Origin of the sequence: Aureimonas sp. Leaf324, from assembly GCF_001423245.1 — a bacterium.
Classification (GTDB): domain Bacteria; phylum Pseudomonadota; class Alphaproteobacteria; order Rhizobiales; family Rhizobiaceae; genus Aureimonas.
In genome coordinates this window covers 642,684-663,046 of record NZ_LMOH01000001.1, presented here as the reverse complement: position 1 = coordinate 663,046, position 20,363 = coordinate 642,684, and the positions used below count along the sequence as shown (strand labels likewise).

General features: G+C 62.7%; 11 protein-coding genes, 2 tRNA genes, 3 rRNA genes and 1 pseudogene. 4 read left to right on the top strand and 13 right to left on the bottom strand.

The window, feature by feature from the left end; translation table 11 throughout:
- Positions 1 to 52 precede the first annotated feature (52 nt).
- A pseudogene (locus ASF65_RS20685) lies at positions 53 to 440 on the top strand (UV DNA damage repair endonuclease UvsE); the annotation flags it as partial.
- Between the two features lie 400 nt (positions 441 to 840).
- Here ASF65_RS20685 and rrf read toward each other — a convergent pair.
- From rrf to coaD, 10 genes are all read right to left on the bottom strand, one after another.
- A 5S ribosomal RNA gene (rrf, locus tag ASF65_RS03140) occupies positions 841 to 955 on the bottom strand.
- Positions 956 to 1,197: 242 nt separating this feature from the next.
- Positions 1,198 to 4,033 (bottom strand): 23S ribosomal RNA (locus tag ASF65_RS03135).
- A 419-nt stretch (positions 4,034 to 4,452) separates the two neighbouring features.
- Positions 4,453 to 4,528, bottom strand: a tRNA-Ala gene (locus ASF65_RS03130).
- 29 nt (positions 4,529 to 4,557) lie between these two features.
- Positions 4,558 to 4,634, bottom strand: a tRNA-Ile gene (locus ASF65_RS03125).
- A 239-nt stretch (positions 4,635 to 4,873) separates the two neighbouring features.
- Positions 4,874 to 6,356 (bottom strand): 16S ribosomal RNA (locus tag ASF65_RS03120).
- Together the 16S, 23S and 5S rRNA genes with 2 tRNA genes alongside form the textbook arrangement of a ribosomal RNA operon.
- Before the next feature lie 784 nt (positions 6,357 to 7,140).
- Complete coding sequence (tgt, locus tag ASF65_RS03115; RefSeq protein WP_055884898.1) at positions 7,141 to 8,280, bottom strand: tRNA guanosine(34) transglycosylase Tgt; 1,140 nt, start codon at positions 8,278 to 8,280, stop codon at positions 7,141 to 7,143.
- Entirely contained in the window at positions 8,277 to 9,356 is a 1,080-nt protein-coding gene (gene queA, locus ASF65_RS03110; RefSeq protein ID WP_055884896.1) for a tRNA preQ1(34) S-adenosylmethionine ribosyltransferase-isomerase QueA, read from the bottom strand. The genes tgt and queA overlap by 4 nt, the downstream gene beginning before the upstream one ends.
- Positions 9,357 to 9,366: 10 nt before the next feature.
- Positions 9,367 to 9,837: a peptidylprolyl isomerase gene (locus tag ASF65_RS03105; RefSeq protein WP_055884893.1), complete on the bottom strand. Its 471-nt coding sequence runs from the start codon at positions 9,835 to 9,837 to the stop codon at positions 9,367 to 9,369.
- Between the two features lie 99 nt (positions 9,838 to 9,936).
- Positions 9,937 to 10,476: a peptidylprolyl isomerase gene (locus ASF65_RS03100; protein ID WP_055885077.1), complete on the bottom strand. Its 540-nt coding sequence runs from the start codon at positions 10,474 to 10,476 to the stop codon at positions 9,937 to 9,939.
- Between the two features lie 20 nt (positions 10,477 to 10,496).
- Positions 10,497 to 10,991, bottom strand: a complete 495-nt coding sequence (coaD, locus tag ASF65_RS03095) for a pantetheine-phosphate adenylyltransferase (protein WP_055884890.1) — start codon at positions 10,989 to 10,991, stop codon at positions 10,497 to 10,499.
- 195 nt (positions 10,992 to 11,186) lie between these two features.
- Between coaD and ASF65_RS22230 the strand changes: the two genes are divergently transcribed.
- Positions 11,187 to 11,315, top strand: a complete 129-nt coding sequence (locus ASF65_RS22230) for a hypothetical protein (RefSeq protein ID WP_280137607.1) — start codon at positions 11,187 to 11,189, stop codon at positions 11,313 to 11,315.
- Positions 11,316 to 11,368: 53 nt separating this feature from the next.
- Here the strand turns inward: ASF65_RS22230 and gyrA are convergent, their stop codons facing one another.
- Positions 11,369 to 14,125, bottom strand: a complete 2,757-nt coding sequence (gene gyrA / locus ASF65_RS03090; RefSeq protein WP_055884886.1) for a DNA gyrase subunit A — start codon at positions 14,123 to 14,125, stop codon at positions 11,369 to 11,371.
- Positions 14,126 to 14,339: 214 nt separating this feature from the next.
- Here gyrA and ASF65_RS03085 point away from each other — a divergent pair, with 214 nt between their 5' ends.
- Positions 14,340 to 14,972, top strand: coding sequence for a MarC family protein (locus ASF65_RS03085; RefSeq protein ID WP_055884885.1), 633 nt, complete (start codon positions 14,340 to 14,342; stop codon positions 14,970 to 14,972).
- A 15-nt stretch (positions 14,973 to 14,987) separates the two neighbouring features.
- Here ASF65_RS03085 and ssb read toward each other — a convergent pair whose 3' ends face one another.
- The gene (ssb, locus tag ASF65_RS03080; RefSeq protein ID WP_055884880.1) at positions 14,988 to 15,545 is read right to left on the bottom strand and encodes a single-stranded DNA-binding protein; all 558 of its coding nucleotides are present in this window, start codon (positions 15,543 to 15,545) and stop codon (positions 14,988 to 14,990) included.
- Positions 15,546 to 15,862: 317 nt separating this feature from the next.
- On the opposite strand from ssb, the gene uvrA reads away from it, so the two are divergent.
- Positions 15,863 to 18,739 (top strand): excinuclease ABC subunit UvrA, encoded by a 2,877-nt coding sequence (gene uvrA / locus ASF65_RS03075; protein ID WP_055884877.1) that lies wholly within the window; start codon positions 15,863 to 15,865, stop codon positions 18,737 to 18,739.
- Between the two features lie 2 nt (positions 18,740 to 18,741).
- Here the strand turns inward: uvrA and ASF65_RS03070 are convergent, their stop codons facing one another.
- A complete protein-coding gene (locus ASF65_RS03070) occupies positions 18,742 to 20,214 on the bottom strand; it encodes an NAD(P)H-hydrate dehydratase (protein WP_055884873.1) in 1,473 nt (490 codons plus the stop codon).
- Between the last annotated feature and the right edge of the window lie 149 nt (positions 20,215 to 20,363).

Genomic DNA, 20,363 nt, shown 5'->3' with positions numbered 1-20,363 from the left:
GGACGCGGGCTTGGTGACGCGGAGCGTCCGGGATCTTTCGAGCCAGGCGGAGATGCTGGACCTGATGGGACTGGGGCCGGAGGCGGTTCTGGTGATCCATGTGGGCGGTGTGTACGGCGACGTTCTGGCGAGCCGCGAGCGGTGGGTGCGCACGTGGGAGACGCTGCCCGAGCCCGTGCGGCGGCGTCTGGTGCTGGAGCATGACGACGTCCGGTTTTCGGCGTCGGACACGCTGTGGATCCACGCCCGGACGGGAGTTCGGCTTGTCTTCGACCACCAGCATTTCTGGTGCTGGAACCCAGAGGGGCTGGATCTGGGCGAGACGTTGCGGGCGATGGTGCGGACGTGGCCGTGTGGCGAGGTTGCCAAGATCCACTATTCCTCGCCGCGGACGGCGTTTCGCGAGCAGGTGGTGGCGGACCGCGCGACGGGGCGCAAGGNGGACGTGGCCGTGTGGCGAGGTTGCCAAGATCCACTATTCCTCGCCGCGGACGGCGTTTCGCGAGCAGGTGGTGGCGGACCGCGCGACGGGGCGCAAGGTCTCCCGGTCTGTTGCGCCGGTCATGACGGCCCACGCGGATTTCATCAACCCGTTCGAGTTCGTGATGTTTCTGGAGCGGGTGGCGGGCGTGGAGTTCGACGTGATGCTGGAGGCGAAGGCGAAGGACCTGGCGCTGTTTCGGCTGCGGGAGGATCTGCGGCGGTATGGCGGGGTGTGGGCGGCGCGCTTTGGCTTGGCGACGGCGGGCCATGCGGGTGTGTGAACGCCAAAACGCCCGCCGCGGTTTTCACCGGGGCGGGCGTCGAGGGGGATGAAGAGAGCGTGGATGCGATTGGCAGACCTGGCAGCGACCGACTTTCCCGCGTCTTAAGACGAAGTATCATGGGCGCTGAGGCGTTTCACGGCCGAGTTCGGAATGGGATCGGGTGCGGCCGCCCCGCTAAAACCACCAGGTCGGCCAATCGCATCAGTCTGGAAGCTGGATTTTCAGGAACTCAAGCGATGAGCCGCCGTCCGAGCGCTCCGTTGGAGCGAGGACAGCCCCGCTCCGACCGGAGCGGCGCGCCTTGTGGCGCGTCAGCCAAGCGGACGGATGTCCGCGCCGGCGCTTGAGGCCTTGAGAATGAAGCCCATGATCATCGCTCTGCCGACAATCGCTGTCGCGATTGCGGCGGGATGATGATGGGCGAATGAGAACGATCAAGCCGATCGGGCGATTAGTACCGGTCAGCTTCACGCGTTACCGCGCTTCCACATCCGGCCTATCAACGTGGTCGTCTTCCACGGCCCTGATAGGGAATACTCGTTTCCAGGTGGGTTTCCCGCTTAGATGCCTTCAGCGGTTATCCCGTCCATACATAGCTACCCTGCACTGCGGCTGGCGCCACAACAGGTCCACCAGAGGTATGTCCATCCCGGTCCTCTCGTACTAGGGACAGATCCTGTCAATATTCCTGCACCCACGGCAGATAGGGACCGAACTGTCTCACGACGTTCTGAACCCAGCTCACGTACCGCTTTAATTGGCGAACAGCCAAACCCTTGGGACCTGCTCCAGCCCCAGGATGCGATGAGCCGACATCGAGGTGCCAAACAACCCCGTCGATATGGACTCTTGGGGGTCATCAGCCTGTTATCCCCGGCGTACCTTTTATCCGTTGAGCGATGGCCCTTCCACGCGGGACCACCGGATCACTATGACCGACTTTCGTCTCTGCTCGACTTGTCTGTCTCGCAGTCAGGCGGGCTTATGCCATTGCACTCGACGACCGATTTCCGACCGGTCTGAGCCCACCATCGCGCGCCTCCGTTACTCTTTGGGAGGCGACCGCCCCAGTCAAACTACCCACCATACACTGTCCCGGACCCGGATGACGGGCCGCGGTTAGACATCCATGACGATAAGGGTGGTATTTCAAGGATGGCTCCACGCGAGCTGGCGCCCACGCTTCAAAGCCTACCACCTATCCTACACATGCCGACACGAATGCCAGTGTAAAGCTATAGTAAAGGTGCACGGGGTCTTTCCGTCTGACCGCAGGAACCCCGCATCTTCACGGGGAATTCAATTTCACTGAGTCTGCGTTGGAGACAGCGGGGAAGTCGTTACGCCATTCGTGCAGGTCGGAACTTACCCGACAAGGAATTTCGCTACCTTAGGACCGTTATAGTTACGGCCGCCGTTTACTGGGGCTTCGATTCAGAGCTTGCACCCCTCCTCTTAACCTTCCAGCACCGGGCAGGCGTCAGACCCTATACGTCGTCTTGCGACTTCGCAGAGCCCTGTGTTTTTGATAAACAGTCGCTACCCCCTGGTCTGTGCCACCACCAAACACTTGCGTATCTGGAGGTCACGCTTCTTCCGAAGTTACGCGTGCAATTTGCCGAGTTCCTTCAACGCAGTTCTCTCAAGCGCCTTGGTATGCTCTACCAGTCCACCTGTGTCGGTTTCGGGTACGGTCTATACGGTGGGGCTATTTCCTGGGACCCCTTCACCGCAGCTCCAATCCAATAAGGAACTACGATACACGGGATCCGTCACTCACCACCAGGCCCACGATTATTAACGTGGTTCCCATCGACTACGCCTTTCGGCCTCGCCTTAGGGGCCGGCTCACCCTGCTCAGATTAACTTTAAGCAGGAACCCTTGGACTTTCGGCGAGGGTGTCTCTCACACCCTTTATCGTTACTCATGTCAGCATTCGCACTTCCCATACCTCCAGCAGCCCTCACGGGTCCGCCTTCAACGGCCTAGGGAACGCTCCGCTACCGCTGCGCGATCCGAGGATCGTCGCAACCCGAAGCTTCGGTGTATGGCTTGAGCCCCGTTACATTTTCGGCGCAAGAACCCTTAAATCTAGACCAGTGAGCTGTTACGCTTTCTTTAAATGATGGCTGCTTCTAAGCCAACATCCTGGTTGTTTTGGGATTCTCACATCCTTTCCCACTTAGCCATAACTTGGGGACCTTAGCTGTCGGTCAGGGTTGTTTCCCTCTTCACGACGGACGTTAGCACCCGCCGTGTGTCTGCCGACTAGTACTTCCAGGTATTCGGAGTTTGATTGGGTTTGGTAAGACGGTGAGTCCCCCTAGCCCATTCAGTGCTCTACCCCCTGGAGTATTCGGTCGACGCTCTACCTAAATAGATTTCGCGGAGAACCAGCTATTTCCGAGTTTGATTGGCCTTTCACCCCTAGCCACAAGTCATCCCAATCTATTGCAACAGATGCGGGTTCGGTCCTCCAGTGCGTGTTACCGCACCTTCAACCTGCTCATGGCTAGATCACTCGGTTTCGGGTCTAATCCGACGAACTGAACGCCCTGTTCAGACTCGCTTTCGCTGCGCCTACACCTACCGGCTTAAGCTCGCTCGCCAGACTAAGTCGCTGACCCATTATACAAAAGGTACGCAGTCACCCAGGACAAACCTTGGGCTCCTACTGTTTGTAGGCATCCGGTTTCAGGTTCTATTTCACTCCCCTTGTCGGGGTGCTTTTCACCTTTCCCTCACGGTACTGGTTCACTATCGGTCATGCACGAGTACTTAGGCTTGGAGGGTGGTCCCCCCAATTTCAGACAGGATTTCACGTGTCCCGCCCTACTCGAGGACCATCGAGAACATTGCGCCTACGGGACTATCACCCACTCTTGTCAGGCTTTCCAACCTGTTCGGCTTCTTTCTTCGATGGTCACTGGCCTGGTCCGCGTTCGCTCGCCACTACTAACGGAGTCTCGGTTGATGTCCTTTCCTTCGGGTACTTAGATGTTTCAGTTCCCCGAGTTCGCTTCTAACCCCTATGTATTCGAAGGTTAGATACCTCGCTGTTGAACCTTGGTCACCGCAACACCACCAGCACGTTCCCGTACCAGTGACGTTCCGATCTGACCAAGGCTCGGAGGTGGGTTTCCCCATTCGGAAATCCACGGATCAAAGCTCATTCGCAGCTCCCCATGGCTTATCGCAGCGTATCACGTCCTTCATCGCCTGTGCATGCCAAGGCATTCACCAGATGCCCTTAAGACACTTGATCGTTCTCATCGCCCATGATCATCAGTTCCCCTTTCGGGGAAGAGAGAGACGATCATGAACGCTTCATTCTCTTGAGAGCCATGCAAACACCGGCCCGCGTGCAACGGGTGTCGGCGTCCTGCAGCATGGCTCATGCCAATCCCACCCCGGCTAGAGGCGGAACTGGCGAAAGACCAGCTTCCAGAGACGAACCCCAAGGGCGGCGGTCAGGCACACCCATCCAATCGAAGCCCTCGTTTGACCTGGTCGGGCGATGAACCCTTCCAGCGAGGAACCTCGGACCAGTCCACCCGTGCGTTGCCGCCAGGTGACCCGTCAGGATCCGTCTTCTCTTCACATGTTCAAGAACGGGCGGTGCCACCGAAGCGACGCCGCAAACTTTTACTCTCTTCCTGGATACCCAACCGCTCGACACCAAAATGGTGGAGCCTGTCGGGATCGAACCGACGACCCCCTGCTTGCAAAGCAGGTGCTCTCCCAGCTGAGCTAAGGCCCCTCGCCCCAGTTCAACCATCGCAAACGCAATGGTGGGCCCGGGTAGATTCGAACTACCGACCTCACCCTTATCAGGGGTGCGCTCTAACCAACTGAGCTACGGGCCCGATCTCATGCGAGCCCGGCCCGGCCGAGGTCGTCGTCATATCCAGGGAAGAAAGAGAAACATGGGCGGCGATGCCGGCCATCACCCCAATCCCACAACCGAAGCTGCGTGGACAGGGCCTAGTCCATGTCGACAACAGCCTGACTGGCCGTCGTCTTGTTCCAAAACAGACCAATACGGTGGTCCCGGGCGCCGATCCGAGGATCGGGGGCCAGGAGGCCGTCAAAGGTCCATCCTTAGAAAGGAGGTGATCCAGCCGCAGGTTCCCCTACGGCTACCTTGTTACGACTTCACCCCAGTCGCTGACCCTACCGTGGTCGCCTGCCTCCTGTTGCCAGGTTAGCGCAACGCCTTCGGGTAGAACCAACTCCCATGGTGTGACGGGCGGTGTGTACAAGGCCCGGGAACGTATTCACCGTGGCATGCTGATCCACGATTACTAGCGATTCCAACTTCATGCACTCGAGTTGCAGAGTGCAATCCGAACTGAGACGGCTTTTGGGGATTAGCTCACCATCGCTGGCTGGCTGCCCACTGTCACCGCCATTGTAGCACGTGTGTAGCCCAGCCCGTAAGGGCCATGAGGACTTGACGTCATCCCCACCTTCCTCCGGCTTATCACCGGCAGTCCCCCTAGAGTGCCCAACCAAATGCTGGCAACTAGGGGCGAGGGTTGCGCTCGTTGCGGGACTTAACCCAACATCTCACGACACGAGCTGACGACAGCCATGCAGCACCTGTGTCCACGTCCCGAAGGAATGACCTCATCTCTGAGGACGTCGTGGCATGTCAAGGGCTGGTAAGGTTCTGCGCGTTGCTTCGAATTAAACCACATGCTCCACCGCTTGTGCGGGCCCCCGTCAATTCCTTTGAGTTTTAATCTTGCGACCGTACTCCCCAGGCGGGAAGCTTAATGCGTTGGCTGCGCCACCGAAAGGTAAACCCCCCGACGGCTAGCTTCCATCGTTTACGGCGTGGACTACCAGGGTATCTAATCCTGTTTGCTCCCCACGCTTTCGCACCTCAGCGTCAGTATCGGACCAGTGAGCCGCCTTCGCCACTGGTGTTCCTGCGAATATCTACGAATTTCACCTCTACACTCGCAATTCCACTCACCTCTTCCGAACTCAAGACACCCAGTATCAAAGGCCGTTCCGGGGTTGAGCCCCGGGATTTCACCCCTGACTTAAATGTCCGCCTACGTGCGCTTTACGCCCAGTAATTCCGAACAACGCTAGCCCCCTTCGTATTACCGCGGCTGCTGGCACGAAGTTAGCCGGGGCTTCTTCTCCGGGTACCGTCATTATCGTCCCCGGTGAAAGAGCTTTACAACCCTAGGGCCTTCATCACTCACGCGGCATGGCTGGATCAGGCTTGCGCCCATTGTCCAATATTCCCCACTGCTGCCTCCCGTAGGAGTTTGGGCCGTGTCTCAGTCCCAATGTGGCTGATCATCCTCTTAGACCAGCTACCGATCGTCGCCTTGGTAGGCCTTTACCCCACCAACTAGCTAATCGGACGCGGGCTCATCCTGAACCGATGAATCTTTGCCCCTCAGGGCACATGCGGTATTAATTCCAGTTTCCCGGAGCTATCCCGCAGTTCAGGGTAGATTCCCACGCGTTACTCACCCGTCTGCCACTCCCCTTGCGGGGCGTTCGACTTGCATGTGTTAAGCCTGCCGCCAGCGTTCGTTCTGAGCCAGGATCAAACTCTCAGGTTTGATAAGAGTTATCCCGACCTAGTCACTGTCTCAAAGCATCAACGAGAGTTTGTACCAGGCATGGCAAACCAGCCGGCCAGGATCGCTCCCAACCAACACGGCAAAACACCACGCCTGCTCTCATCTTACCGAAACGTGTTCTCGTCGGTTCAGCTCTCGGACATAACCCAGGGCGAAAAGGATATCGCCCCAAGCCGTCCTCGGCCAACACCGCCGTCCACGTCTCTCTTTCTTCCGTTCTCTCTTCAATTCTCAAAGAACCCGGCAAACCACAACAGTCCGCCGCTCGGGTGACCAACAAGGCCAGCCACCCCTCCAAGCATGCCCAAAGCACAACTCGAAAAACTCGCCGACACARCTCAAAAGGCGCAAAACCGAGCCAGTCAGCCATCCCCTCCCAGAAACCCCGGAAGAACACAACCGCTAGCCCAACTTCCCGGCAAACCAACCAAACCGCCTCAGCCGTCCAGTCCGTCCGCCCCGGCGCCACCGCCGTCGTCGATGAACGCCTTATAGGGGGACCCACCGCAGAAGGTCAACAGGGAAATGCCGACCAAAGGGAAAAAATGGATGTTGCGCTCGACGTTCTCGACGACGNCCCAACTTCCCGGCAAACCAACCAAACCGCCTCAGCCGTCCAGTCCGTCCGCCCCGGCGCCACCGCCGTCGTCGATGAACGCCTTATAGGGGGACCCAACACGCAAGGTCAACAGGGAAATGCGAGGGGAAAGGAAAAAAGTGTCCGCCGCCGCTCCGCGGGGCTCCATGGCCCTGAGCAAAGCCTTTAGCTGCGAGATACTCCCCTCGCCTCCTCGCCCTTGGTCCATCCTTCGGTGGTTTCGGCGACGAAGTCGGCAAAACGTCCGTTCTCGATCGCCTGTCGAGCGCCCGCCATCAGCGTTTGATAATAGGCAAGATTATTCCATGTCAGCAGCATGGCACCAAGGGTCTCCTCGGTGCGAACGAGATGGTGGAGGTAGGCTCGGGCGTAGTCGCGTGATGCCGGGCAGTCGGACCGGTCGTCGAGAGGTGAAGCATCTTCGGCGTGCCGGGCGTTCCTCAGGTTGATGCGCCCATACCGCGTGAAGGCGAGACCGTGGCGTCCGGCTCGGGTGGGCATCACGCAGTCGAACATGTCGATCCCGCGGGCGATCGACTGAAGAAGATCGTCCGGCGTGCCGACCCCCATCAGGTAGCGCGGCTTTTCCGCTGGCATCACCGGAACCGTCTCTCCGAGAATGCGCAGCATCACCTCTTGCGGCTCGCCGACCGCAAGCCCGCCGACGGCATACCCCTTGAGGTTCATGGCCCGCAGCCGCTCTGCCGAACGGATCCGCAGGTCCACGACGTCGCCGCCCTGCACGATGCCGAACATCGCCTTGCCCGGTTGATTGCCGAAGGCGATCGCGCAGCGTTCCGCCCAACGAAGCGAAAGTTCCATGGCGCGCTCGACCTCCGAACGCTCCGCGGGTAACCGGATGCACTCGTCGAGCTGCATCTGGATGTCGCTGTCGAGGAGCCCTTGGATCTCGATCGAACGCTCCGGCGTCAATTCATGCACCGAGCCGTCGACATGGGATCGGAACGTGACGCCCTTCTCGGACATCTTCCGCAGGCTCGCGAGCGACATCACCTGAAAGCCGCCGGAATCCGTGAGGATCGGATAGGGCCAGCGGGCGAAGTCGTGCAGGCCACCAAGACGAGCCACGCGCTCCGCACCCGGACGCAGCATCAGGTGGTAGGTATTGCCGAGAATGATATCCGATCCGAGATCGCGGACCTGATCGAGATACATCGCCTTGACCGTTGCGGCCGTCCCCACAGGCATGAAGGCAGGCGTACGGACGTCACCCCGCGGCATGCGGATGGTTCCGCGCCGAGCAAGGCCATCGGTTGCCGATACGCTGAATTGGAATTCGGTCAAACGCTGCGCTCCAGGAGACAGGCGTCCCCGTAGGAATAGAAACGATAGCCGCTGTCGATCGCGTGATCGTAGGCGGCCCGCATCCGGTCGAGGCCGCTGAAGGCCGATACCAGCATGAACAGCGTCGAACGCGGCAGATGGAAATTCGTCATCAGGGCATCGACGGCCCGGAACTTGAAGCCCGGTGTGATGAAGATGTCGGTCGCGCCGGAGAACGATTCGATCCGACCGGTCGCGCGCGCCGCGCTCTCCAAGAGGCGAAGCGACGTCGTCCCAACGGCGACGATCCGGCGCCCCCCATCCCGCGCGGTCTGCAACCGATCGGCAACACCCACCGTCACGACGCCGATCTCGCTGTGCATCCGATGCTCGGTCGTGTCGTCGGCTTTGACCGGGAGAAACGTGCCGGCGCCGACATGCAGCGTGACATACTCCTGCGCCACACCGCGTTGATCGAGTTTCGCCAGAAGCTCCGGCGTGAAATGGAGACCCGCGGTCGGCGCGGCGACGGCCCCTTCCTCGCGGGCGAACACCGTCTGGTAGTCGCGCAGGTCGGCGTCATCGACGGCTCGCTTCGAAGCGATGTAAGGCGGAAGCGGCAGATGGCCGACGGTCGCGATGGCGGCGTCGAGTTCCGGGCCGGCCAGGGCGAATCGGAGGTCGACCTCGCCGCCCTCCCCTTTTTCGACCACGAGGGCGTCGAGGCTCGAATTTGCTGTGGTTTGGGACGAGAATTCGACGCGGTCGCCGACCTTGATCCGCTTGCCCGGCCGCATGAAGGCCTTCCAGCGATCGAGTTTGACGCGCATGTGCAGTGTCGCATCGACGGGAACGCGGGACGGTCCATCCGCACCGATCCTGACGCGCTCGCCGGTCAACTGGGCCGGAATGACCTTGGTGTCGTTGAAGACGAGGACGTCCCCTTCGCGCAGAAGGTCCGGCAGATCGCCGACGCGGCGATCTATGAAATGACCGGACGCTGAGACATGGAGAAGCTTGGCGGATTCGCGCGGAAGAGCGGGTCGCAGGGCGATCCGCTCTTCCGGCAGTTCGAAGTCGAAGAGATCGACTTGCACGGGAGCCTGATCAGACGTCCGCGGCGACGCGCATGGTGGTGATCGAGTCGGGATCGCGGACCGGCTCGCCACGCTTGATCTTGTCGACGATGTCCATGCCCTCGACGACCTCGCCCCACACCGAATACTGACGGTCCAGCCAAGGGGCGCGCTCGAAGCAGATGAAGAACTGCGAGTTGGCGCTGTTCGGGTTGGCCGTCCGGGCGGCCGAAACGGTCCCCCGCTTGTGAGGCTCGGCGGAGAACTCCGCCTTCAGATCCGGCTTGTCGGAGCCGCCGGTGCCGGTGCCCGTCGGATCGCCCGTCTGCGCCATGAAGCCGTCGATCACGCGGTGGAACACGACGCCGTCGTAGAAACCTTCGCGCGCGAGTTCCTTGACGCGGGCGACATGACCCGGCGCAAGGTCCGGCCGCAGCTTGATGACGACCTGCCCCTTCGTCGTTTCCAGAACCAGCGTGTTCTCGGGATCCTCAAAGGCCATCGTGCGTCTCCTATCAATGACGGAAGGCGACCCGACAGACTCGGGCCGCCTTGATGTTAGCGTGAATGGATCAAGCGCCTTGCGGTTGCAAGATCGATGTCAGCGAGTTTCGACCTTCACCATCTTGTCCGGGTTTTCGACGGTGCCGTTGTTGGCCTCGTCGCCCTTCTTGATCTTGTCGACCACGTCCATGCCCTTGGTCACTTCACCGACCACCGTGTACTGGCCGTTCAGGAAGTCGCCGTCGGCGAGCATGATGAAGAACTGCGAGTTGGCCGAGTTCGGATCCTGCGCGCGGGCCATTCCGACCGTGCCGCGCTTGAACGGCGTATCGGAGAACTCGGCCTTGAGATCCGGCTTGTCGGACCCACCCATGCCGGTGCCCGTCGGATCGCCGGTCTGGGCCATGAAGCCGTCGATCACGCGGTGGAACACCACGCCGTTGTAGAAACCTTCCTTGGCCAGCGCCTTGATCTGCTCGACATGCTTGGGCGCCAGGTCGGGGCGAAGCTTGACGTCGATCTCGCCCTTGCTGGTCTCGATGACGAGCGTGTCGCCGGCGGCGGTCTGCGCGTTCGCCGGAGCGATCGCGGACATCGCGACGGCCGCCAGAAGACCGAGGGTCGGAAGAAGTTTCATCATCGAACTCCGAGCAGCCCTCATGAAGCAGAGAGCTTGCGTTTCAGGGCGGCGGCGACGTGCTCCGGTACGAAGGAAGAGACGTCCCCACCCATTTTGGCGATCTGGCGGACCAATGTGGCGGTAATGGGCCTGGTGGCGGGTGATGCGGGCAGGAAGATCGTCGTGAGTTCCGGCATCAGGCTGCGGTTCATCCCGGCCATCTGCATCTCATAATCGAAGTCCGTCGCGTCCCGCAGGCCCCGCACGATGGCAACGGCCTCCTGACGTCGGGCTTCTTCCACCACCAGATCGTCGAAAAAGGAGACGCGGACCTGCGCAGCGATCGATCGGCCCTCGACGCTCTCCATCACCAGATCGGCTCTCTCCTGCGCGGTGAACAGCGGTGTCTTGCCGGGATGAACACCGATCGCGACCACCACCTCGTCGAAGAGCCGCGTTGCAGTTTGGAGAACGTCCACATGTCCGAGCGTCGGCGGATCGAAGCTTCCGGCGTAGAGCGCGATCCGCGTCATGACGACTTGCTAACCATGGGAAGAGATCGCTCCGACGGTTTGAAGCGGCTAGGGGCGCGATACCATTTTGACAAGAATTCGGACCGCAAGATGCGCGGGACTAATCGCGCGGCGTGAGCGCGAATCGAAGCGATCCAGCGATGGAACGATTCGTCAACCATTCACGTTATGGCGTTGTATTTCGGAGGGAAATCCATGCTGTTCCTCGCCCTGTCGCTTGCGATGGTCGCTTCTCTGTCCACCGCTACCGTGATCGCGATGCACAACGAAGCGAGCAAGCAGCGTGCGCGCGCCTTCGCCCGCAAGCCGAAAATTCTCGGCTGATCGCAGTCTGCGGCGGGAGGGCACGGGGCCGCCGCCGCAGTCCGCTCTATCCGTCACTCGCCGGACGCCTCCGACGTCTCGCCCGAACCTTCGGCCAAGGCTGGCTCTTCGGTCCCCTGATCGGGGATGCGCTCGACAGAGACGACCCGCTCGTTGTCGGCCGTGTTGAAGATCGTCACGCCCTTGGTCGCACGACCGGCGATACGAATGCCTTCGACGGGCACGCGGATCATCTGGCCCCGGTCCGAAATCATCAGCACCTGATCGCCGGATTCAACCGGGAAGCCTGCCACCAGCCGGCCAATATCGCCGACCCGGCCGAGATCCGTCGCGCGAATGCCCTTGCCGCCGCGTCCGCTGGTGCGGAAGTCGTACGACGACGACCGCTTACCGAAGCCGAACTCGCTCAGCGTGAGGACGAACTCTTCCCGCGCACCGAGATCGGCGTAGCGTTCTGCGGAGATCGAAACGCTCTCCGTGGCCTCTTCATCCGCTACCTCCTCGGCAACGTCGCCCTCCACCGCGCGCCGCTTGCGCAGATAATCCGCGCGCTCGGCGGGGGTCGCGTCGACGTGGCGCAGGATCGCCATCGAGATCAGACGGTCGCTTTCACCCAGCGCCATACCGCGCACGCCGATCGAGTTCCGTCCGGTGAAGACGCGCACGTCGGTGACCGGGAACCGGATGCAGAGCCCCGCCGACGAGACGAGAAGAACGTCGTCGTCCTCGCCACAGACGGCGACGGCCAAAATCTCGTCTTCCGCCTCTTCCAGCTTCATCGCAATCTTGCCGTTGCGGTTCACCTGCGTGAAGTCCGACAGCTTGTTGCGACGAACCGTTCCCTTGGTCGTCGCGAACATCACGTTCAGCCGCTCGGCTGCTTCTTCCTCGTTCGGAAGCGGGAGGATCGAGGTGATGCGCTCGCCCTTCTCCAGAGGCAGCATGTTCACCAGCGCCTTGCCCCGCGACTGCGGTGTGGCCAGCGGCAGGCGCCAGACCTTCTCCTTGTAGACGATGCCACGGGAAGAGAAGAACAGGACGGGCGTGTGGGTGTTGGCGACGAAGAGCCGGGTGACCGAATCCTCCTCGTCCTTCAGCGACATGCCTGAGCGTCCCTTTCCGCCGCGCCGTTGGGACCGGTAGATGCTGAGTGGCACGCGCTTGATGTAGCCGCCATGGCTGACGGTCACGACCATGTCCTCACGCGGGATGAGGTCCTCGTCGTCGAGATCGGCGGCGCCTTCGAGAAGCTGCGTGCGGCGCGGTGTCGCGAACTCCTCGCGCACGGCCGTCAGTTCGTCCTTGATGATCTCGCGCACGCGCACCCGCGAGGAAAGGATCTCGAGGTAGTCGCGGATCTCGTTGCCGATCGTGTTCAGCTCGTCGCCGATTTCGTCGCGCCCGAGTGCCGTGAGGCGCTGCAGGCGGAGGTCGAGGATCGCGCGGGCCTGCGTTTCCGACAGACGGTAGGTGCCGGCGTCGCTGATGCGATGGCGCGGGTCGTCAATGAGGCGGATCAGCGGCGCGACGTCCTTCGCCTCCCACTCCCGCTCCATCAGCTGCTCGCGAGCCGTCGTCGGGTCCGGCGCATGGCGGATCAGCTTGATGATCTCGTCGATATTGGCAACCGCGATGGCCAAGCCGACCAGGACGTGGGCCCGCTCGCGCGCCTTGCGCAGGAGGTACTTCGTCCGCCGCTGCACGACCTCCTCGCGGAACGCCACGAAGGCGGACAGCATGTCGAGAAGGTTCATCTGCTCCGGCTTGCCGCCGTTCAGCGCCACCATATTGGCGCCGAAGGTCGTCTGCAGGGGAGTGAAACGATAGAGCTGGTTCAAGATCACATCGGACGAGGCGTCACGCTTGCACTCGATGACGACGCGATACCCCTCGCGGTCGCTCTCGTCGCGAATGTCGGAGATGCCTTCCACGCGCTTTTCGCGCACGAGGTCGGCCATCTTCTCGATCATCGAGGCCTTGTTCACCTGATACGGGATCTCGGTGATGACGATCGCTTCGCGGTCGCCTCGCATCTCCTCGATGTGCACCTTGCCGCGCATCAGGATCGAGCCGCGTCCGGTGGCGTAGGCGCTCTGGATGCCGGCGCGGCCGAGCACGATGGCGCCGGTCGGAAAGTCAGGACCTGGGATGATGTCCATCAGGTCCGGCAACTGCAGCGTCGGGTTGTCGATCAGGGCGATGCAGCCGTCGATCAGTTCGCCGAGATTGTGTGGCGGAATGTTCGTCGCCATGCCGACGGCGATGCCGCCCGAACCGTTGAGCAGGAGATTCGGGACGCGCGCCGGCAGCACGACCGGCTCCTGTTCACGACCGTCATAATTGTCCTGAAAGTCGACCGTTTCCTTGTCGATGTCCGCAAGGATCGCATCGGACACCTTCTCGAGCCGGCATTCGGTGTAGCGCATGGCCGCCGGCGGATCGCCGTCGATCGAACCGAAGTTGCCCTGTCCGTCGATCAGCGGCGCCCGCAGCGAGAAATCCTGCGCCATGCGAACGAGCGCGTCGTAGATCGAGGCGTCGCCATGCGGATGGAACTTACCCATCACCTCGCCGACGACGCCGGCGGACTTGCGGTAGGACTTGTTCCAGACCAGCCCCATTTCGCTCATCGCGTAAAGCACGCGCCGATGCACCGGCTTCAACCCGTCGCGCACGTCGGGGAGCGCGCGACTCACGATCACGCTCATGGCGTAGTCGAGATAGGAGCGCTGCATCTCCTCGATGATGGAGACCGGCTCGATCCCCGTCGGACGCTCGGGCTGGATGGAATCGGGAGGAAGATCGGACAAGATGAAATCCTGGGCAGAATGTACCGTCCTTATATAAGGAACCGGCACATCGACGCAAATCGGCGCGCTCGTAATTCGGCCGACGGATCAATGACTTGGCAGATTGCCCGCAAATAAACGTCGCACGTCCCGCACAATCCACCGCCGGGCCGTCGCACCGGCATCCCCACGACGCTATGAGAAGGAGATTTCCAGCGACGCACGGGGCCCGCGAATGATCGAGACATTGCTCAACGGCTTCGCCACCCTGTTCGTCATCATCGACCCGATCGGGCTGGCCCCGATCTTCCTCGGGCTGACGGCAGGTCTGTCGCGGACGGATCGCGCGCGGATCGCGCGCAACGGCTGTCTGATCGCCTTCGCGATCCTCGCCGTCTTCGGTCTCGCAGGCCTCAGCGTTCTGACGGCGCTCGGCATCTCGCTCGGAGCGTTCCGCGTGGCCGGCGGACTGTTCCTCTTCTGGATCGCGTTCGAACTGGTGTTCGAGAAGCGGAAAACGCGCAAGGAAAAGGATGCGCAGACGGCCATGACCGAGCACGAGGCCGGCGAGATCGCGGCCGTACCGCTGGCGATCCCACTGATGGCCGGACCCGGCGCGATCTCCGCCGTGATCCTTCTGTCCGGTGAGTTGCCCTCGGCGGCGGGCCAGGGAAGCGTGCTGGCCGTCGTCGCCATCACGATCTTCGTCGCCTACCTGTTCCTGCGCGCCGCCGATCGGCTCGAGCGGCTGATGGGGCATACCGGCCGAGCCGTGGTGACCCGCCTTCTCGGCGTGTTGCTCGCGGCCCTTGCCGTTCAGTTCGTCAGCGACGGGGTCAAGGCGCTGTTCCTCGTCCCCGCCGCCTGAGACCGTCTTGAAGGATCAGAACGGGATTTCGTCGTCCATGTCATCGGACGGGCGACCACCGCCACCGCCCCCGCCGCCATATCCACCGCCGCCGCCGCCGCCGCCCGAGCTGCGGCCACCACCGCCCCCGCCGCCGCCACGGCCATAGTCGCCGCCGCCACCGGAGCGTCCGCCCGAGCGCTCGCCGCCACCCTCGTAGGACGGCCCGCCACCGTCGCCGCCGCGTCCGCCGAGCATCTGAAGCTCACCGCGAAAACGCTGGAGCACGACTTCGGTCGTGTACCGCTTCTGGCCCTGCTGGTCCTCCCACGAACGGGTCTGCAGCTGGCCCTCGATGTAGACCGTCGAGCCCTTCTTCAGGTACTGCTCGGCGACCTTCACCAGGTTCTCGTTGAAGATCACGACGCTGTGCCACTCCGTGCGCTCCTTGCGCTCGCCGGAGGCCTTGTCGCGCCAGGTCTCGGAGGTCGCGATCCGCAGGTTTGCGATCGCGTCGCCGGAGTTCAGGCGCTTGATCTCGGGATCGGCACCGAGATTTCCGACGAGGATGACCTTGTTGACGCTACCCGCCATTCTTCTTCTCCGTATGAACGCTCGTCGCGCGGACACTAGTGCCATTGGCGCCGGCACGATACCGCCGGAAACGGCGATCCCCAGCCTTCTGGGCGACCAGTCAGGGTGACATGGATTGCTGCCCCACGTGATTCTGTCTAGAACAAAATGGGAACTCGGCGAAGGCAACGCCAGTCCGGCGAGGCCGGGCCTTTGATTCTTCGCAGGCCTTCCCGATATGGGCTGTGGGCTGGAGCGGAAAACCGGATCGGACGGGCGAACCGAATCCGCCGGCTTTCCATTCAAGCTCTCGTATTCGACACAGTGCGGCGAACTCCATGAAGAATGTCATCTCCATTCGCGGCGCTCGCGAGCACAATCTCAAGAACGTCGATCTCGACCTCCCGCGCGACAAGCTGATCGTGATGACCGGCCTGTCGGGCTCCGGCAAGTCGTCGCTTGCCTTCGACACGATCTATGCCGAAGGGCAGCGCCGCTACGTCGAAAGCCTTTCGGCCTACGCCCGCCAGTTCCTGGAGATGATGCAGAAGCCGGATGTCGACCAGATCGACGGCCTCTCGCCCGCGATCTCGATCGAGCAGAAGACGACCTCGAAGAATCCGCGCTCGACGGTCGGCACGGTCACCGAAATCTACGACTATCTACGTCTTCTCTTCGCTCGCGTCGGCGTGCCCTATTCGCCGGCGACCGGCCTGCCGATCGAGAGCCAGACGGTCAGCCAGATGGTCGATCGCATCATGGTGCTCGAAGAGGGGACGCGCCTCTTCCTGCTGGCGCCGATGATCCGCGGCCGCAAGGGCGAGTACAAGAAGGAACTGGCCGAGCTTCAGAAGAAGGGTTTCCAGCGCGTACGCATCGACGGCGAATTCTACGATATCGCCGACGCCCCGACGCTCGACAAGAAGTTCAAGCACGACATCGACGTCGTGGTGGACCGCATCGTCGTGCGCGGGGACATCAAGTCGCGTCTTGCCGACAGCCTCGAGACGGCCCTTCGGCTCGCGGATGGGCTGGCGGTCGCAGAGTATACAGACGGCCCCGGCGATGACGGCAAGCCGCGCCAGATCCTGTTCTCCGAGAAGTTCGCCTGCCCGGTTTCAGGTTTCACGATCCCGGAGATCGAACCGCGCCTGTTCTCGTTCAACAACCCGTTCGGCGCCTGCCCGCGTTGCGACGGTCTCGGCTCGCAGCAGCAGATCGACCCGAAGCTCATCGTGCCGGACGAGAATCTGACGCTGAAGGGCGGCGCCATCGCGCCCTGGGCGAAGTCGACCTCCCCCTACTACGGCCAGACGCTCGAGGCCCTTGGTCGCGAATACGGATTCAAGCAGACCGAGCGCTGGTCGGCACTCTCCGAGACCGCGCGCAACGCGATCCTGAAGGGCACCGGCAAGACCAAGATCGAGTTCCGCTACAACGACGGTCTGCGGTCCTACTCCACCACCAAGACCTTCGAGGGCATCGTCCCCAACCTCGAGCGTCGCTGGAAAGAGACCGACTCCGCGTGGTCGCGCGAGGAGATCGAACGCTACATGTCGGCGACCCCCTGCCCCGCCTGCGCCGGTTATCGGCTGAAGCCCGAAGCGCTCGCGGTCAAGGTCGCGGGGCTGCACATCGGCGAGGTCAGCGAGCAGTCGATCCGCAATGCGCGCGACTGGTTCGAGGCACTGCCCCAGAAGCTGACGCAGAAGCAGAACGAGATCGCGGTCCGGATTCTCAAGGAGATTCGCGAACGCCTGCGCTTCCTCAACGATGTCGGTCTCGAATACCTCACGTTGTCGCGCGCATCGGGCACGCTGTCCGGCGGCGAGTCTCAGCGAATCCGCCTCGCCTCGCAGATCGGTTCCGGCCTGACGGGTGTCCTCTACGTGCTGGACGAGCCCTCCATCGGCCTTCATCAGCGCGACAACGAGCGGCTTCTGGCCACGCTGAAGCATCTGCGCGACATCGGCAACACGGTCATCGTCGTCGAGCACGATGAGGACGCGATCCTGATGGCCGACCACGTGGTCGACATCGGTCCGGCGGCCGGCGTCCACGGTGGTCAGATCATCGCTTCGGGCACGCCCGCCGAGGTGATGGCGCACCCGAACTCGCTGACCGGCGCCTATCTTTCCGGCGCCAAGGGCGTGCCGGTCCCGGGCAAGCGGCGCAAGTCGCAAAAGGGCAAGGCGATCAAGGTCGTCGGCGCGCGCGGCAACAACTTGAAGAACGTCACCGCCGAAGTGCCGATGGGCGTCTTCACCTGCGTCACCGGCGTCTCCGGCGGCGGCAAGTCGACCTTCCTGATCGAGACGCTGTTCAAGGCTGCGGCTCGTCGCATCTCCGGCGCGCGCGATGTGCCGGCCGACCACGACCGTGTCGACGGGTTGGAGCTCCTCGACAAGGTGATCGACATCGACCAGTCGCCGATCGGTCGTACGCCGCGATCGAACCCGGCGACCTACACTGGTGCCTTCACCCCGATCCGCGACTGGTTCGCCGGCCTGCCGGAGGCGAAGGCGCGCGGCTACCAGCCGGGTCGCTTCTCCTTCAACGTAAAAGGCGGCCGCTGCGAGGCGTGCCAGGGCGACGGCGTCATCAAGATCGAGATGCACTTCCTGCCCGACGTCTACGTCACCTGCGACGTCTGCCACGGCAAGCGCTACAATCGCGAGACGCTGGAGGTGACCTTCAAGGAGAAGTCGATCGCCGACGTCCTCGATATGACCGTCGAGGAAGGCGTCGAGTTCTTCTCGGCTGTCCCGGCGGTTCGGGACAAGCTGGTGACGCTGAACGAGGTGGGCCTCGGATACATCAAGGTCGGGCAGCAGGCGAATACGCTGTCCGGCGGCGAGGCGCAGCGTGTGAAGCTGGCGAAGGAGCTGTCGCGCCGGGCGACCGGCCGCACGCTCTACATCCTCGACGAGCCGACGACCGGGCTGCACTTCCACGACGTCGCCAAGCTCCTGGAGGTGCTTCACGAGCTCGTCGACCAAGGCAATACCGTCGTCGTGATTGAGCACAATCTCGAGGTCATCAAGACCGCGGACTGGGTGATCGACATCGGCCCGGAAGGCGGCGACGGAGGCGGCGAGATCGTCGCAACGGGAACGCCGGAAGCCTTGGTGAAGGTGCCCCGCTCCTACACCGGCCGTTTCCTGAAGGACCTGCTGGAGCGCCGTCCGATCGCGAAGGCCGAAGCTGCCGAGTAGTGTCAGCCGCCCCGCATGGCGCTGAGTTCGGCGTGAACGCGGGGCAGCATCTGCGGCAGATCCTCGGAGATGAGGCCCGGTCCGAAAAATTCAGCCGCACGTCCGTGCATCCAGACGCCGGCGCAGGCCGCTTCGAAGGTCGGTGTTCCCTGCGCGAGTTGCGCCGCAATGATGCCGGCGAGGACGTCTCCCGTCCCCGCCGTTGCCAGCCATGGCGTTCCGGTCGCGTCGATCGCGGCCCGGCCGTCGGGGGTAACGATCACGGTGTCGGCCCCTTTCGAGACGACGACGGCTCCGGACGCGCGTGATGCGGCTTGCGCGGCATCGAGCTTCGAAAGCGATGGATCGGCTGCGATCTCCGGAAACAGGCGCCTGAATTCTCCGGCGTGCGGGGTGAGCACGACGCCGCCCTCGCTCTCGTGGCATTCGGTGAACAGGTGCTCTGGCTCCGGCGCGAACGCCGAAATCCCATCTGCGTCGAGCACCAGCCGTCGGCCAGCGCGCAGGATCATCCTCGCGAAGACCCGCGCCTTCGCGGCGTCTCCAAATCCCGGGCCGAGGACGAAGGCGTTGAAGCGCGTGTCCTCCAGCAGTGCGGCGAGATCGCTCTCGCCGTCGCAGCCACGCAACATGATCGCCGTGACCTGAGCCGACAGACCGGCAAGCGCGTCCCGCTTTCCGAGAAGCGTCACGAGACCTGCACCGCCGCGTAGTGCGGCCGCGGCTGCTAGGCGCGCCGCGCCGCTCTTCTCCAGCGGTCCGGCGAATACCACCGCGTGGCCTCGGTCGTACTTGTGCCCTGCCGACGACGGATGACGCAACTGGTCGAGCCACAGACCGGGTTCGTTCGCATCAGCCGGCGCCGGCACGTCCGCCCAGACGCCGTCCGGTATGCCGATCTCCGCCACGATCAGTTCTCCCGTATGCAGGCGGCCCGGCATCAGGAGTTGGCCAAGGCGCCGCCTCTCGAACGTGACTGTGCGTTGAGCCTGGATGGCTGCACCGAGGACAGCGCCTGTCCGCGCGTCGATGCCGCTCGGAATGTCGATCGAGAGAACGGGCGACCTGCTGTCGGCAAGCCGGCGAACGGCTTCGCGGCAGACCGCGTCCAGCGGGCGGCGGAGCCCGGTCCCGAACAACCCGTCGATCACGAGGTCGAACGGTTCGCCCCCGTAAGAATGCAGCGGTAGGCATTCGCTCGCATCGATGGTGGCGCCATAGGCGAACACCGTCACCGCGAACCGCCCGCGCAGGAGTTCGGCTGCCTTTCTCGCGTCGGCGCCATTCATGCCGGGCCCTGCCCAGACGGCGATCCGGGCCCCGTCCGGCAGCCCGCTTGCCGCCACCTCGGCGACGCGAGTTCCCGCGTGCTCAACGAGCGTTTCGAGCGCGATACCCGACCTGGCTGCGAGGGCGTCCGCCTGCTTGACGCCATTGTCGTCCAGAAGAGCGGTGGGCGATCCCGATACAAGCATGTTGCCGAAACTCTCGTCAGATGCCCATCAATTGAGCTAAACCTGCCGCCTGGATGCCCAGTCGGCCGGGACTGTTCGCTGGTTTTCGCGCCAGTCATCCGCTACACATCGCACAGGCATTTGCCGCATCGACTCGGCCGGGCTATCGG